This is a genomic window from Vibrio sp. 5S239, from assembly GCF_041439575.1.
Taxonomy (GTDB): domain Bacteria; phylum Pseudomonadota; class Gammaproteobacteria; order Enterobacterales; family Vibrionaceae; genus Vibrio; species Vibrio kanaloae.
Genome location: NZ_JBGOOM010000001.1, coordinates 353,110 through 368,657, shown reverse-complemented (window position 1 = coordinate 368,657; position 15,548 = coordinate 353,110). Strand labels below are relative to the sequence as shown.

The following is a 15,548-nucleotide window of genomic DNA, read 5'->3' as shown; positions in this document are numbered from 1 at the left end:
CACGTAACATGAGGTACCGGGTTAACTCGAAGTGGGATAGAAAAGGCTCAGCCTGAAAAGGTAGGCTGAGCAATATTATTAATTTAGGTTTAGATTAGTTAATTGAGATGTAGCCGTTGCTCTCAACTAAAGACTGAGCTTCGTCTGTTAGCATCCAATCTAGGAACTTTTGAGTTTCAGAAGAAGGTTGGCCTTCTTTATAGAGAACTAAGAAAGGGCGAGCTACTTTGTAAGAGCCGTTCTTAACGTTGTCCACAGATGCTTCAGTACCGTCAATTGCAAGCGCGTTTACTGAGTTATCTACTGTACCTAGAGAGATGTAGCCGATTGCATAAGGGTTAGATGCAACCATTGTTTTTAGTGCACCGTTACCGTTAGCAACTTGAGCACGTTGAGAGATTGCTGACACTTTCTTACCAGAAATCTTCATTTTAAGAGACATGATGTCTTCGAATGCACCGCGAGTACCAGATGCTGTGTCACGAGTGATTGCTACGATTGGCTTGTCTGCACCACCAACGTCTTTCCAGTTTGTTACTTCGCCTTTGTAGATAGCTGTAACTTGCTCAGCGGTTAGACCCGGAAGGCTATTCTTAGGGTTAACGACGACTGCAATACCATCACGAGCAACCACTTCTTCAACTAAAGTTGCTTCTTTCTCGCTGTCTTTAAGGTTACGAGAAGACATGCCTAAATCTGCACTGCCGTTCTTAGCCGCTTTAACACCAGCGGAAGAACCAGGGCCTTGCACTTCAATAAATACATTTGAATTCGTTTTCATGTATGTTTCAGAGAAAACTTCCATCAGTGGAGTCACGCTGCTTGAACCAACTGCTGAAATAGTTTCTTTAGCTGAAGCCGGAGTCACTGTTAGTGCACCTAGAAGGGCGATTGCACCGATAACTGTCTTTTTCATCACAAATTTCCTTTAGTGGCGTTATTGCCGTAATGTTATGTTTTGCTTGAACGGTGCCCACTTTAGAATCTGAATGTGACAGTTGTGTTTCACTAAATTGAAGCCTATATGACAACTACAGATGAATGACTAATTTCTCCCCTACTCCACCACTTGATAGTCATAGCCATTGATTCACTTATTCCATCCACTCCTCACAAAAAATTTAAGCGCTCAACTTCAAGTAACGGCTTGACTTATCTCGAACGCTGCCACTATTTCTTACTAAACAGCCATGAATGATGGAAAGATTTACCAAACTGCCATTTAAAACGAGAAATAATAATACATATCAAATATCTATCGCATTTATCAAAGCAGAAGCCATTACTGATTGAATTATCAATCTTATTAGTTAAAATCGCCAATCAATTCTAATAAGAACAATTCTCATTTATTCGTTTATTCAAAGAGGGACAATACATGCGCCAACTACTCAGTGGCTTATCTATAAAAATACAGATTCTTATTCCAGTGCTATTTTCCGTTGTAGTACTTTTAGCGGGCGTCATTATCGGTGGTGATAAGCTGGAAAGCGCATTTAAAGATGTATCAACAGCAACGGACCAACTCATCCTACATAAAGAAGAGCTTAGCGAAATCGTCGACAACAGCTACGGTATGCGCATTAAAGCAATTTACAGTTTATTTAACGCCGATGATGTAAAAACTCTAGTAGAAACGCTTAACCAAAAGCGTGATCAGAATACTCGCCTATTGGATTCATTGGACACCGTACCAGGAATGCAAAACGAAGTCGCGGGCATGCGTAAGGCCATGGAACATTACGTTGATTTCTCACGTAATACGATGCTTCCTCTATTAAGAATGAAACACAATACTGACGCCCAGACTTCCGATTTCGATGCTCGTTATCAAGCTGCCACTGACCAATACCGTCACGCTGGCAATGAAATGGTCAAATCAATCAACCTGCTTTCAACACAACTTAACCACCTCGCTACTCAAGCAATCAGCGTGAATGGTCAGCAACACACCAACACACTGGATACCGCGACCATAGCCCTGCCAGTGGTTCTTTCTATCGCATTGGTCATCAGTTGGACGCTAGCTGGCATCATTGTTAAGCCGCTTAGCAATATTCAAGAAACCATGCGCGAAGTAGCCAAAGGCAACCTACTGGTTAAAGCCGAAGAGTGTGGAGATAACGAAGTATCACGCCTTGCACAAAACGTAAACACATCCATTGAACAATTAAGAGAAACCGTCAGCTCACTGTCTCGAATCAGTATCGAGGTCGCCTCAGCATCGACGGAATTGGCAACTGTGATGACTCAATCAAGTGCTAACTCAGATCAAGAGAAGCAAGAAGTGGAGCAAGTGGCTTCTGCCGTGAACCAACTTGAGAGCACAGCATCGCACGTAAACGAGAATGCGGTACAAGCCGATTCAGCTTCCAAGCAAGCCGACGAAATGGCGACACATAGCATGAGCTTGTTTAATGAGAGCAACCAAGCTAATGAGCAAATGGCGATTCAACTCAGCGAAGCTGCAAATGTTGTGGGCACGCTAAAAGAGCACTCTGAACAGATTGGTAAAGTGATTGAGGTGATTCAAAGTATCTCTGAACAAACTAACCTGCTGGCGCTTAACGCAGCAATTGAAGCCGCTCGTGCAGGTGAAAGCGGTCGTGGTTTCGCAGTGGTTGCTGATGAAGTTCGAATGCTAGCGGCACGTACTCAAGATTCAACCAAAGAGATCCAAACCATTATTGAAGGTTTGCAGGTTCAATCTGGCAACGCTAACGAGAGCATGAGCAGCTCACTGGCAATGCTAGAGCACAACCAAACACTGGCAGCGGAAGTAAGCACAGCGCTTTCAGGCATTGCCAACTCAGTAACCGACATGACAGAAATTAACACTCAAGTAGCCTCTGCTGCCGAAGAGCAAAGCCAGGTGACGTCAGACATCAACCGCAATATCTCAAACATCTATAATTTGGTGAGCCAAAACGTAACCGGTATTACTCAAGCCGCAGCAGCAAGCTACGAGCTGTCTAACCTAGCTGAACAGCAGAAGCAGCAGTTAGGCTTTTTTAAAGTATAAAATTCGAGGCTCAGGTGTAGCCAAACCTATAGAACAAAAAGGCCGTGGTAAACCACGGCCTCTGTAGTAGAACATTACTCGATGATCATTCAGCTACCAACAAAACACTAAACTTATATTCCGCAGCGTTGTACTGGTAAACCTCACCATTAATTGAATCAAGCGTCACTATGTTTTGTCCATCACCCGCAGGAGTCGAACTCCATAAATAAGCGGCTAGGTTACCTGTTTCAAAATTGAACGTATCACCAAACACTTTGGTACTCATTGCAGGAGAATGGCAAGCCACTTCTTTTAAAGATACCAACTCTTTAATATTTGGCATACGCCACTCTTTCTGCCCAGCAAACTGATGCAAAGCATGATGACCGCTCTTATCATTAATAGATTCGACCATCACGAGAGCACTCTGCCAGTGATACGTTTCGGCAGTTCCTTCACAGGATAAAGACTTTGCATCCCAGGTTTTTCCCAGTTGACAACGCATCCAAGTCAACCCCGTCGATTCATCGCTAAACGTACCGTTATCATTCGCGATGTAACGCGAACTAGCCGCAGATTTCTCCATATCTAAACTGCACTCTTGTGCCATTACACCCGCAGAAAATAGACCAAGTAAAGTTATAGTTAGTAAGTTTTTCATCGCTATTTACCTTGTAGTGAAACTAGACGAGCAGGGAATTGGTACGAGTCATTATTGGCTGAAGAATCAACATCACCTGAATAGATTTCAACAGGACCAACGTTTCCTCTATCGGCTCCCTGGGTACCAATTTCGTTATAATAGAAGCCACCTTCAACGGCAGTGTTCGTATATAGGTTATAAGTAATGGATTGAGTCCATACCGAGCCAGTATAAGTCGTATTTTCAATACCAAGAGTCTGATGTGGGAAGTACTTGTAAGTTAAACCGTAAACTTCACCATCTTTATTTTTTTCGGTTTCGCCAAAATCGAGAAGGTTGTAGAACTCATGGAACTTTGGCAAACGCCAGTCTGACTTACCACACAAATTAATGGAATTAATATATTCAACATAGTCTTGGGTAGTACAAACGTGATCGCCTTTTGTGTGACACGTGGCTAGGGCAACATCCTGATCATAAGGTGTTACTAACCCAGGTAATTCAAGTGCTAATAGACGGTCTTTGTATTGCAGTGAATTTTCATCGTCCGTTTTAGATTCCCACACCAAACCACTGCGTTGATCCAGAACACAAGACCACTGGGTCGCATCATCAGCAAGCACCTGACCACTTGAATCTAACTTTGCGAACTGGAAACCATTACCGGTATTGGCATTCAGCTCTGTTTTATCAAAGCCGTATTCTGCATCTTGACCTGGGAATGAACTCTGTGGTTCAACGACATTTTGTGTGTCATCGATATCTGAGAAATAGCGTAAAACACCCGTATCATTCAATGCTGTCGCAGCTTTTAGCTCTCCTTCGAGGAAATTTGCAAAAGCCGTAATTTGGTCAGTATCTAGGATTCCCCCCACATAATCGGACGCACTCTTATCAAATTTCGCACTCAATTGAGCCAACATGAACGCACGATTAGAGTGCTTAAACGCCTTAATTGTTGATACGATATTTTGTTCCAGACTCGCGAGTTCAGACGCAGATAAATCGTCTTGAATATCGCCAGATATAGTGATGCCACTTTTCGCCAACTGCGCTTTTAATTTTTTGTTAGCTTCAGCTACCGTCAATCCGTCAGCAACATAACCCGCCAATAGTGAACTGATACCATTAATCTGATTCCCCGTATTTTTTTGAAGACCGGGAGCGGCAATGTAAGCGTAAGACGATGCAGAACCACCTGAGCTATTGGCTGCTATACCCGAATCCACTTGAGCTAATAAAGGAACCGATAAAATCGATTTCTTAGTGCTGGTGATACTAAATTCGCCACTCGTGTTTGCCGTCGAACTTGGTTCCCCACTATCACACATGTAGTTTTGATTTAAGTCTGCGCAGACCTTACTTTGTAAATCTATATTCTGTGCTGTCACTGTACCTGACACTGTATAGGTTGGTGCTGCTGATGCAGAGGTATCGGAACCGCCTGAACCACCGCAGCCAGCAAGAGCCAAAGAGATGGCCAAAATTGTCAATTGAGGTTTCATAGAGTTATCTTCTTGTTTTGTTTTTAAAGAGCCTTGCCATTAAAGACAAGTAACGCGTACCAAATGACCTGCCGAACGAGAGCAAGGACATGAATAGAATCAATATGGGTGAAGCTGAACCACCAGAAGAGCCACTGGTAACTGTTGGTTCTTGAGGTGGAACCGTCGTTTCGCCGCATTCGTATTTCGAAATAGTGCCGAGTCCCCAACGCTTTAGGTTCCCAGTTTCACCATTCACATAATCGGCGATCTCTAAACGCCAAGACCCGTTAATAGGCTCCCCCTTAAACGAATCAAGAACCGAGTCATGCTTAAGTGTGAAATAACCATCAAAGCCAGAAAATCGCGTCGATTTATGGTTAAGTAAATCAACTCGTGTTCCCTTCGGGGAAATAAGGGTCACCACTAAATCGCTCAACCGAGGGTGGTCGATATCTAAATACAGACCGAAATTCTCGTCTGCGATCTGACCCATTCCATTTAGAATGAAATTGAATGTTTTAAAGCCAACGATCGGCTGATTGGTTGAGCTAAACCGGCTATCGGGAAGGTAGCTGTTTACTTCTTTAATATCGGATTCGAATACAGGTAAGCCATAAACAAGTGACAAATCATGTTGCCAGTTTTGTAATTTCAGTTCGTCGCTGTATCGATAGTCAACACTCGTATTCATGATGACTGAAGAACCACACATCTCGCCTGTTGGAAGTGTCGCCTCTATCGACAATTGATCAACAGGCTCGCTAACGAACGACTTCACTAATTCTGAAATATTGATTTGGCCATCCACTTGAGCCTGTCTTAACGTCGGGTACAATTCCATCGTCAACGGCTTCTTTGGATTAACATAACGATCAGGAACCTCTACTTTAAATGGCTCAATGATCAATCCATGCACATCGAACTTTTGCTTCAATATTTCTGCATAATCTCGATTCGGATACAGCTTTTGAGCCACAAACAGTGTGCTCTCAGCTAGGTCGTGCATTTTCAATCCACGACCTAACCCGTACATAGACTCGAGTATGATTGAATCAAACTCTTTAAAAGCGCTCTCACCATACTGCTCAACCGAGGCTTTCAGAGCCTGGAATAAAGGCGTTGACCAAAGCTCATCACCTAGTTCACCAGCAACACTTTCATGAGGGCGATATTCCGCTTGTCTAAAGTAACGTGCTCTTTGGTTCCATAGGCTACGAGTGGTATTCCTTACGCCAAAGTAACCATCCCAGTTAAAGACAGTATCTATCTCAAACTCTTGTCCTCGAGTCTGGGCATTTTCATACTGAGTACGAAAGCTAAAACTCCCCGCCCAGTAGTCTCCAAACCCTTCACCGATGGCACCTGTATGCCCATATGCCCAATCTTTCACGATGTGATAGTGAATCCCATGCCCCAGCTCATGCAGAATCACATCACCGTCTAATGCATCTGGAGAGCCACCGCCGATACCAAACAAGACCGCTTTAGGACCGTAATAATAGGTTGAATTGTCAGCTGATAAGCCTCTGCCATCAAACTCAAGAGGTGAATCAAACACATCAAAACCTAAACTACTGATATAGCGTAAAGACTGGTCAAGATGAGCAAAAACCATTAATTGCGAGAATCGAGTATCTTGCCAATCCACATTTTGCAGCTCGTTCAGATCGGCAAACTTTGTGAGACCTTCAGCTGCGAGAAAATTTGAAGAGTCACGGTTCGTTGTCGCACCTGAGTCTGGGTCAAGTGAATACAAGGCTGTTGCATCAACCTGAGATACACGAGCATTGGTAAGGTAGATACCATCGTTGTGGTTCAATACCTCCACATCAGTTTGTACATAATGTGGAAGACTCGGGTATTGTCTGACATCGGTTAATAAAGTTTCTGGTGGTGCCGCTCTGTCCATGGTTCTCAAATCAGGGCTGAACACATTCACGTGAGTCGACACAACTTGTCCACTGCTTAAGCTCGGCGCTCGCTCTGCTTCTAATAAACGAGGAACTTCCAGCTCAGCAGCCGTTGTTGGCTTTCCATTCAGTAACACGGTATTTTCTAAACTTCTGAAAACTCGTGAGACCTGTTCATCTGTGTCAGTTGATAAAACAACGGACTGTTGCGGTTGATATTCACCTTCAATTAGCACATCAAAGTTATAGTGATGCCCTAATTTAGACAGGGTTTCATAGCGAAACCTAAAAGTACCCACCTCTGGGTAAGCTTGTTCTAAATAGGCTTTAGCTTCCTGTTGCGTTGTCACTACCGTATTGCCACTCGGGTAATCCCACTCAGCAGCAGAGCTGGTTACTGATGCTAATAATAGTGCTAAGTAAAGAGGACTCTTTTTCATATATCCTCCTTAAAACGCATACTTGGCGTTGACGGTGAAGTAACGACCAGGTTCTGTGGAGTAGGTTTTATTGCTGTTCGCAATACCCGCAACGTCTTGGTAACGAATATATTCTTTGTCGAATAAGTTCATCACATTGGCGCTGATATCCAAGCCAGAGTTCCAAGAGTAACTTACGCCAAGGTCAACACTCGCCCAACCAGAAGTAGTCGCACAGTCAGTAACGATACCTAAATCATTTTCACATTGAGGCACGCTGCTCATCGCTTGCGCCCAATTAACTTGTGCATACGCTGATAATGCGTTGTCATCATAAGTAACGCTGGCATTGCCTTCCCAAGGCGTTAGTGTGCGAACTTTTTCGCCATCCTCATCTTCCCCATCAACATAGCCGGCTTTGGTCCCCACACTCCAAAACTCGCTTAAGCGGTGCGCGATAGAAGCCTCAATGCCATATGTCTCGACTCCATTTACATTTTGGTATTGCTTGTAGTAGTTACCCGTATTTGAGTCTGGGACAAATGTAACCTGCTTCACGTCGATAAAATTATCGAACTTCTGATAAAAAACGGCGGCGTATAATTGCGTCTGTCCATTGTCAAACTTACTGCCTAATTCAAATGAATCACTGGTTTCGGCCTCTAAATCCATATTTGGCACAATGACAAATGGGGTAATTGGGACAAAATCATGGTTCTGATAACCATAAATTTTGTCATAGCCTGGAGCTCTAAACCCGTGGTCGTACGAAAGGTAGGTATTTAATGATTCCGTTAGCTGATAGCCAACCGATAAGCTAGGAGAAAACTCACTCGAATTTTGCTCCTTCACTTCATAGCCATTAATCGAGTTCTGTGATTCAGGCTTCAACTGGTGTAAATCAAAACGGGCACCTGCTGTCACAGTCCAATCATCGATCTCAATCGCATCACGGATAAAAGTAGCAAAATTGTACGAACGAGCTGGAGCAAAAGGCACATCCGCGTTAAGTGACACTCCATTCCAGTCTAAAACAGAAGATTGGCTAGGGCGCTCATGAAGGTTAGACTCCATATTCAAACCATAAGACAGCGTATGACTCATGTCGTGATGTTGAAATGCGCTAATAAAATCAGCGTTTGCACCCAGAAGTTGATCCGTAAAACCACGAAAATCAATCGTTCTACGTAACTCAGAAACGTTGTTGTTGGTTCGAGACATCAAACGATTGGTGGTATCTTCATTAGTCATATCACGCCAATAGATCTTGGCATCTAATTCTTCAAACCAAGTATTGGCAGGTAGGTACTCAAACCCCGCATACGCAGAAAACGTCTCGGTATAAGACTGTTGGTCAAAATCTTCAGTGTCCCATTTTCCGTCTTTTTGGATCTTAGAGGATCCTTCTTTTCGACTTAGATTATCTTTGTAGTACTCAACATTGCCTTTGAGCATCAAGGCATCACTTGACCAGTAATTCAGGGTATAGCCACCACCGACGCCATCGATACTTCGGTTATATCGGTCTTCATCAAAATTACGGGTTTCTTCACCTTCCCAATAAGAAAGATTGACCAAGCTTTCGAATTTCCCCGAACGGAAGGCAAGGTTTGTCGCGCCTTTGTATTTATTACTGATACCGGTATAGGTTGCAGATACGTCGCTGTAGAAATCTTTATCTCCGAGGTAATCTCCCGGTTTTTTTGTCCTAACAACCACCACGCCACCAATAGCGCCTGAACCATATACGGATGAACTCGCCCCTTTTATAACCTCAATACTTTCCAAGTTAGACATATCAAACGAGTTACGCCCTACCTTGTCATTGATGTCGTTGGCGCCAAAGCCATCAGCAGACTTTATTCCGTCTTTCACAATCAAAATCCGGTTGCCTGTCATCCCACGGATCGTAATGTTTTGAGGTCGACCAGCTCCCCCAGAAACACTGACTCCAGGCTCGCTCTTTATTGCGTCATAAAGCTCCGTTGCGCCTTTTCTTTCTAGATCTTCACCAGTAATCACGGCAACTGAGCCCGCGACTTCAGATAATGGTTGCTCTATTTTATTGGCTGTTACAATCACTTCTTCAAAGTGATAAACCTCAGATTCAGCGTGCACGAGGTTGGCAGCAAGTACACTCAGTACTGCCACTGATAGGGGGGAAAGCTTCATTTACTGCTCCGCTTTAATGTCTTTCAGGGTAAGTGATAAAAGAAATGCGTACTCAAACGCTTGTTGCGATTGGGACTGTCGCCTGTCTGTCGAATGCCCTTGAGTAAAGTTTGTCGACAATAGATAAGGCCCGCTTCCAGTCGTTAGCTCGCTTAATCTTGCGTAATATTTAGCCCCTTCCCAATAGGGAACGCGGCGGTCGTTAAGGCCAACTTGAATCAATATCGGTGGGTAGTTTTTTTCACGAAGGTTTAAATAAGGATCGTATTGCTGCATCACTTTCAATTCGTCAGCAATGTGTGGATTTCCCCATTCACCGTACTGCTGAGCAGTTAAAGGTAACGACGAGTCAGACATGCTATTCACAACATCAACAAATGGCACTTTCAGGACCGCACCATCAAACAAGTCAGGAGCCTCATTTAATGCAGCAGCAACCAGAGTGCCTCCAGCACTTCCCCCCATCGCGTAAATAGCTCGCTGACCTTGGTGATACATTTTCAAATCTCGCGCAGTGGCAACGAAATCCGAAATGGCATTCTTTTTGTTTATTCCTTTCCCAGCTTGATACCAAGCGTCACCATAGAAGCCACCACCTCGAACATGTGCAATCGCATAAATTACACCTTCATCAAGTAGGCTAATGATTTGAGGCATAAAGTAGGGCTTCATCGTCATGCCATAAGCCCCGTATCCGTATAAAAACACTGGCGTGGTATCGGTAAGTTTATCTTTACGATAAGCCAAAGTGACCGGGATCATTACCCCATCAGAATTCACCATAGCTTGCTCTGTGTGATACTTAGATTTTTGGTATTCCGGATAACGATCCTGAGAGAAGACTTCTCGTTTTAGAGTGTCAGTGTTCAACCGTTCCCACTTTGCTGGCTGAATCAGCGACATACTACGAATGTGCAATTTATTACTTTGATAGTCACCCACTTGGCTTACCCAAGCAACTTGACCCGGCTTTGCTAAAAGCTGACTTGCTCGATGGCGGTTATCCGTATCGAAAAAGTGTAGAGACTGAATTGCTCCACTTTGACTAATAATCACGGTACCAGACTCAAACAAGTAAAAGTTACTGATTCTAGATTCGTCCGTTGGTTCAAAAACCGTTCGCCAAAAGTTGATATGTGTAGCCTGAGTAAGTGGTGCAGAGTAAAAAGCAAAATCATTGCGCTCGTGATTGCTGTTGGCAAACAACATAGAACCCGCAACATCAACGTAGTATTCCACTCCTGCTTTGCGTGGTAAAATTGGTTCAGAGACCTCACCGTTATCAAGATTTAGTAAGCGTTGCTCGCTGGAGTTTTCACTGTTTGCCTGAACCACAGCAAATTGCTTATCACTGGAAAGGTAATACGAAAGCAACCATGCGGAATTTGCCTCTTCAATTAGGCGAATTGGCTTTGACTTGTTTAAGGAGTATTTTGTTAACGCATAAGGTCTAGACGTTTGCTTATCAAGTTCAATCAAATACAGAAACTGACCGCCTTTCGACCACGCCAGTGAGCTGTCTGCATTTTGAGCAATGGGTGTCACTTGATGAGTTTCAAGATCGACAACACTCACTCGGTACTGTTCTGCACCGCTTACATCCTCTGCTATTGCAAGCTTTGTTCTGGTTGGGTCTAATGCCCAAGCACCGAGCTGGTAATAGTCGAGATCAGCAGCTCGAGCATCAATGTTAAGCAACTCGGTTGAATCTTCACTCCCAACTAATCGAGACAGTAAGGTTCTTTTACCATTCCGGTTTAGGATCGCATACTCATACCCACTGATTTCCTGCCATGGTTTATCGGCACGTACCGGACGCTTGTCTTGCCAATCTTGTTGTAGAGATTCACTCAGAGATCGAATTTTTTTTTGATACAGATGAGTCCTATCATTTTGCTTATAGAGATAATCGAGGACTTTGCTAGCGCTACGTGAATCATCCTTAAGCCAAGAGAACTCATCAGAAGCGCTAACCGTTCCCGAGAGTGCGAGAACAAAAACTAACAACACAAACGCTTTCATAAATACAACAAATCCACACGCTAATTTAATAAATTTCGCGTATACTGCACTCAAACGATAATGAGATCAATTATCATTTACATGATTATGTGACGTAAATCACAGGGAGTGTGTCAATTAACGATCGGTTGGGCTTGCAATGAACTGAAATATTGGAGGGGTAATGAGTCTACGTGGTTGGGAGGTTACTCCTTTTATAATCAATTAATTAGCTAACATTTAGGAAAAATAGTGACTATTTGATTCTGGGAAAATTTTACTGGCTAAGCTCTGCTGCTCTGATTCTTTCAATCGCTTTTACTCTTCTAAACTCCTGTGGCAGAAAATGTGTATTCCTGAGTTGAGTAACCCTCTCTTGTTGTTCAAGTGCCGAGAGTGCTGAATCATCCAAAATCTCATTTCGTTCTGTAAGATATATTTCTAAGGTTCCTTCAAAGTCCGCTCTTTGCTTATCAAGTGCTTCAAGCCGCAGAGCAGCCTTTTCACCCACGAGTTCATTTCTCAGCAAATATTTGTCCTGCTGATCCATGGCCTCGGAATTTGATAGCTGTTGCAGTAATCTCTGGTTTGTAAAACTCGACTGCACATAATCAGGCTGATCTAACATATATAACTCAAGCCGCTGCTGGTATTCCTCCCCTTGTAAACCCTCTTGTTTAAGTAACAACTTTTCAAGAGCGATCTCCCTCATTCGATTATCATGCGTAAACAGAATACTTATCTCACCCTCAGTAAAGAACTGATCTTGAAGGTCGAGTAGCGCTTGATTAAGCAGACGTAAATCCTCAACGGAAATTGAGACAATGTTAACCCCCACATCCAGTGAAGCCAGTGCCGACTTATACGCTATATATTTTGAAAATAGTGCTTCATCAACAACTGCAACTTGTGATTGCGCATAGTGTTTCTCGACGTTAGTCCGAATATCTTCAAGGGTTAACTGTGTATTACCTGATACGAAATATTCCATCATGTCTTTGATTGAAGCTGTATCAATATCGGTATCTTGCTGCGAAGCTATTTTCAATGGAGAGACCTCTTTTCCCCTATTATTATTTGATTTCAAATCGTCTTTTTCTACATATAAAAAGACCGCCGCTATACTCATCAGGGCTATCGTAGTTATCGAAAAAATGGCGGTCTTTGTCATCATGGTTTCCTTGTTATCTTGATCAATGACACTGCGAACTACAGGCCACTTAACTTCAATCGATTAGCATGTTGACGATATAAAGTCACCGGATCGGTTTCAAAGAGGTGATGAATACCCAGCATTCCATTGATCTCATCGAGGTGATTCATTTTGTAGTCATCCCCTATCACTTTGCCTAAATGCGCGCTGCATGCTCCCACTAGTCCGTCATTCGGTTCATTGAAGGCTAAGCCAAGGATTGTCATCGCTCCGTCGGTAGGATCAAGAAGGTTGGTAAAAGTGGATGACCCTGTCCACGAATAGTAATAAACGCCATTACTCGCCTGCCACTCACCATCACCACATTCAGAGGTAGGAACCCCCTCAGGGTAAAACTGATTAAACGCCAATGAGCCCTCTGTCGTTAGGGCTTCTAGGGAAGCAAGCCCGTCTTGGTCTAGGTCTGAACCACCAGACAACAAGTTAATAAGTGTCGTTAACCCACCAGCTAGCTTAACGGCAATATCTTCTGTTGGTGAACCTTCTGCGACAGTTCCACGTACTAGGTCGGCCACTTTTGAGCCTTTATGGACACCACCGATACTCGTAACAGACGAAACGAGATCAGGGCGAACTGATGCCACATAACGGGCTGTCGGTCCTCCATGACTATGCCCTATCAAATTAACCTTACTCGCCCCCGTCGCTGCTATAAGCGTTTCAACTTGAGCAAGTAACTGCTCTCCTCGAACTTCAGAGCTGTTGGTCGCCGATACCTGAGCGACGTATACCCTCGCGCCATCTTTTGCTAGAGATTCTGGTATGCCATAAAAGTAATCAACACCAGCCAAGGTATCAAAACCAAATAACCCATGTACTAACACAATAGGATATTTCGTTTCAGTGTAACCGCTTGCTTCCAATGCCGAAGCACTCGTACCAGCATAGGCACTAAAGCAAAATAGGTAGGTAATTGCCCAAATGAATATCTTTTTCAACGTTCTTTCCTTAAACAGATTAGACCTCTGATGAGTAAAAGAACCGTAGGTTATGATTTTGTAAAATAAAAAATAAGGGATCGATATTTGTGACTTCTAACTTAAATTAAACAGCTGCAATTAACATCGATAATTGTTACTCGTAAGACAAAAGACAAATTGGCACATTGCGTCTCTTACCTTGGTAATTGCACAACTGAAAACTCGTTGAAAATTTGATGTTTATGCCAGTTATGAATCGAAACAAGCCCGAATGCATTGACGTAAGTTATTGATTTTAGGTATAGGTCGTACCAGTTACACAGATGTTCAATTATAAACAAGCAACAACGTCTTTGTTTGGCTTACCTAAATACAACAAGAGATCCAGTGATGAAAAATACCGCTTTAATACTCGCGTTAACTATACCTTTTGGTGCTTATGCAACTGAAGATTCGGTGCCAATACCGCAATCCATCACATCCGCGCAGGTTCTCAGCACACAGGGTTCAGAAACCTATTCGTATGTTCGATGTTGGTACCGAACCGATGCATCGCACGACTCTCCAGGTACAGATTGGCAATGGGCAAAAAAAGAAAATGGCGATGATTACACGATTAACGGATATTGGTGGTCTTCTGTTTCCTTCAAAAACATGTTCTACAGCGATGTACCTCAATCCGAAATCAAAGAGCGTTGTGAACAAACTCTCGACATCCAACATGATGTCGCAGATATCACCTACTTTGCGGCAGACAATCGCTTCTCTTACAACCACTCCATCTGGACCAACGATAACGCTGTTCAATCCAATGCCATTAATCGCATTGTCACTTTTGGTGATAGCCTTTCAGATACAGGGAACCTATTTAATGGCTCTCAATGGATTTTCCCCAATGCTAACTCATGGTTTTTAGGCCATTTTTCAAACGGGCTCGTCTGGACTGAGTATTTAGCAAAAGCCAAAGATGTCCCGTTGTATAATTGGGCTGTCGGTGGAGCGGCCGGGACTAATCAATACGTTGCGCTGACTGGCGTTTATGACCAGGTAACGTCGTACTTAACCTATATGAAATTAGCGAAAAACTATCGTCCGGAGAATTCACTGTTTACTCTAGAGTTTGGCCTCAATGATTTCATGAATTACAACCGAGAAGTCGCTGATGTCAAAGCCGATTTCAGCAGCGCTTTGATCCGCTTAACAGAGTCTGGTGCAAACAATATCTTGCTGTTCACATTGCCAGATGCCACAGAGGCTCCGCAATTCAAATACTCGACAGAGCAAGAAATTATCAAAGTTCGTGGCAAGATTTTGGAGTTCAATAAATTTATCAAAACCCAAGCCGAGTATTACCAAAGCATGGGAAAAAACGTGGTACTGTTTGACGCAAATGCACTCTTCGCAAGTATTACTGATAACCCAGAGCAGCATGGATTTCGAAACGCGAGTGACGCTTGCCTGGATATTCGCAGAAGCTCATCAACCGACTATTTGCAAAGCCATAACCTAACAAACGATTGTGCTACATATGGTTCTGACAGTTATGTATTTTGGGGAGTTACACACCCAACGACAGCAACGCACAAATACATCGCAGATCATATCTTGGCGTATTCATTCTCGACGTTCGATTTCTAATCATTGAAATGACCGTCAGACGTAAATGAAAGGTTCTACTGTTTTAGTTCACTTTTTCAATTGGGGGTGCCTTCAATAGCGAAAGTCGATACAAATAAGCTTCAGATACAAAAAACCGCCATTATCGGCGGTTTTTATTTA

The 15,548-nt window shown here is 43.3% G+C and carries 10 protein-coding genes; 2 read left to right on the top strand and 8 right to left on the bottom strand.

Features of this window, described 5'->3' with window-relative positions; all coding sequences use genetic code 11:
• Positions 1-94: 94 nt before the first annotated feature.
• Positions 95-916 carry a phosphate ABC transporter substrate-binding protein gene (locus tag ACED48_RS01580; protein ID WP_017057898.1) on the bottom strand — a complete coding sequence of 274 codons (822 nt, stop codon included), beginning with the start codon at positions 914-916 and terminating at the stop codon, positions 95-97.
• A 462-nt stretch (positions 917-1,378) separates the two neighbouring features.
• On the opposite strand from ACED48_RS01580, the gene ACED48_RS01575 reads away from it, so the two are divergent.
• Positions 1,379-3,022 (top strand): methyl-accepting chemotaxis protein, encoded by a 1,644-nt coding sequence (locus tag ACED48_RS01575; protein ID WP_017057897.1) that lies wholly within the window; start codon positions 1,379-1,381, stop codon positions 3,020-3,022.
• 85 nt (positions 3,023-3,107) lie between these two features.
• Here the strand turns inward: ACED48_RS01575 and ACED48_RS01570 are convergent, their stop codons facing one another.
• The 7 genes from ACED48_RS01570 to ACED48_RS01540 form a co-directional block, all read right to left on the bottom strand.
• Positions 3,108-3,665: a DUF1566 domain-containing protein gene (locus tag ACED48_RS01570; protein ID WP_017057896.1), complete on the bottom strand. Its 558-nt coding sequence runs from the start codon at positions 3,663-3,665 to the stop codon at positions 3,108-3,110.
• 2 nt (positions 3,666-3,667) lie between these two features.
• Positions 3,668-5,152: a DUF1566 domain-containing protein gene (locus tag ACED48_RS01565; RefSeq protein ID WP_017057895.1), complete on the bottom strand. Its 1,485-nt coding sequence runs from the start codon at positions 5,150-5,152 to the stop codon at positions 3,668-3,670.
• Positions 5,153-5,156: 4 nt separating this feature from the next.
• The gene (locus tag ACED48_RS01560) at positions 5,157-7,484 is read right to left on the bottom strand and encodes a proprotein convertase P-domain-containing protein (RefSeq protein ID WP_017057894.1); all 2,328 of its coding nucleotides are present in this window, start codon (positions 7,482-7,484) and stop codon (positions 5,157-5,159) included.
• Between the two features lie 9 nt (positions 7,485-7,493).
• Positions 7,494-9,635: a TonB-dependent hemoglobin/transferrin/lactoferrin family receptor gene (locus ACED48_RS01555; RefSeq protein ID WP_017057893.1), complete on the bottom strand. Its 2,142-nt coding sequence runs from the start codon at positions 9,633-9,635 to the stop codon at positions 7,494-7,496.
• Positions 9,636-11,657: a prolyl oligopeptidase family serine peptidase gene (locus ACED48_RS01550; RefSeq protein WP_017057892.1), complete on the bottom strand. Its 2,022-nt coding sequence runs from the start codon at positions 11,655-11,657 to the stop codon at positions 9,636-9,638.
• A 256-nt stretch (positions 11,658-11,913) separates the two neighbouring features.
• Positions 11,914-12,807 (bottom strand): lipase secretion chaperone, encoded by an 894-nt coding sequence (locus ACED48_RS01545; RefSeq protein WP_017057891.1) that lies wholly within the window; start codon positions 12,805-12,807, stop codon positions 11,914-11,916.
• A 38-nt stretch (positions 12,808-12,845) separates the two neighbouring features.
• Entirely contained in the window at positions 12,846-13,787 is a 942-nt protein-coding gene (locus ACED48_RS01540; RefSeq protein ID WP_017057890.1) for a triacylglycerol lipase, read from the bottom strand.
• Positions 13,788-14,159: 372 nt separating this feature from the next.
• Between ACED48_RS01540 and ACED48_RS01535 the strand changes: the two genes are divergently transcribed.
• On the top strand, positions 14,160-15,407 hold the full coding sequence (locus ACED48_RS01535; protein WP_017057889.1) for an SGNH/GDSL hydrolase family protein: 1,248 nt from the start codon (positions 14,160-14,162) through the stop codon (positions 15,405-15,407).
• Positions 15,408-15,548: the final 141 nt, after the last annotated feature.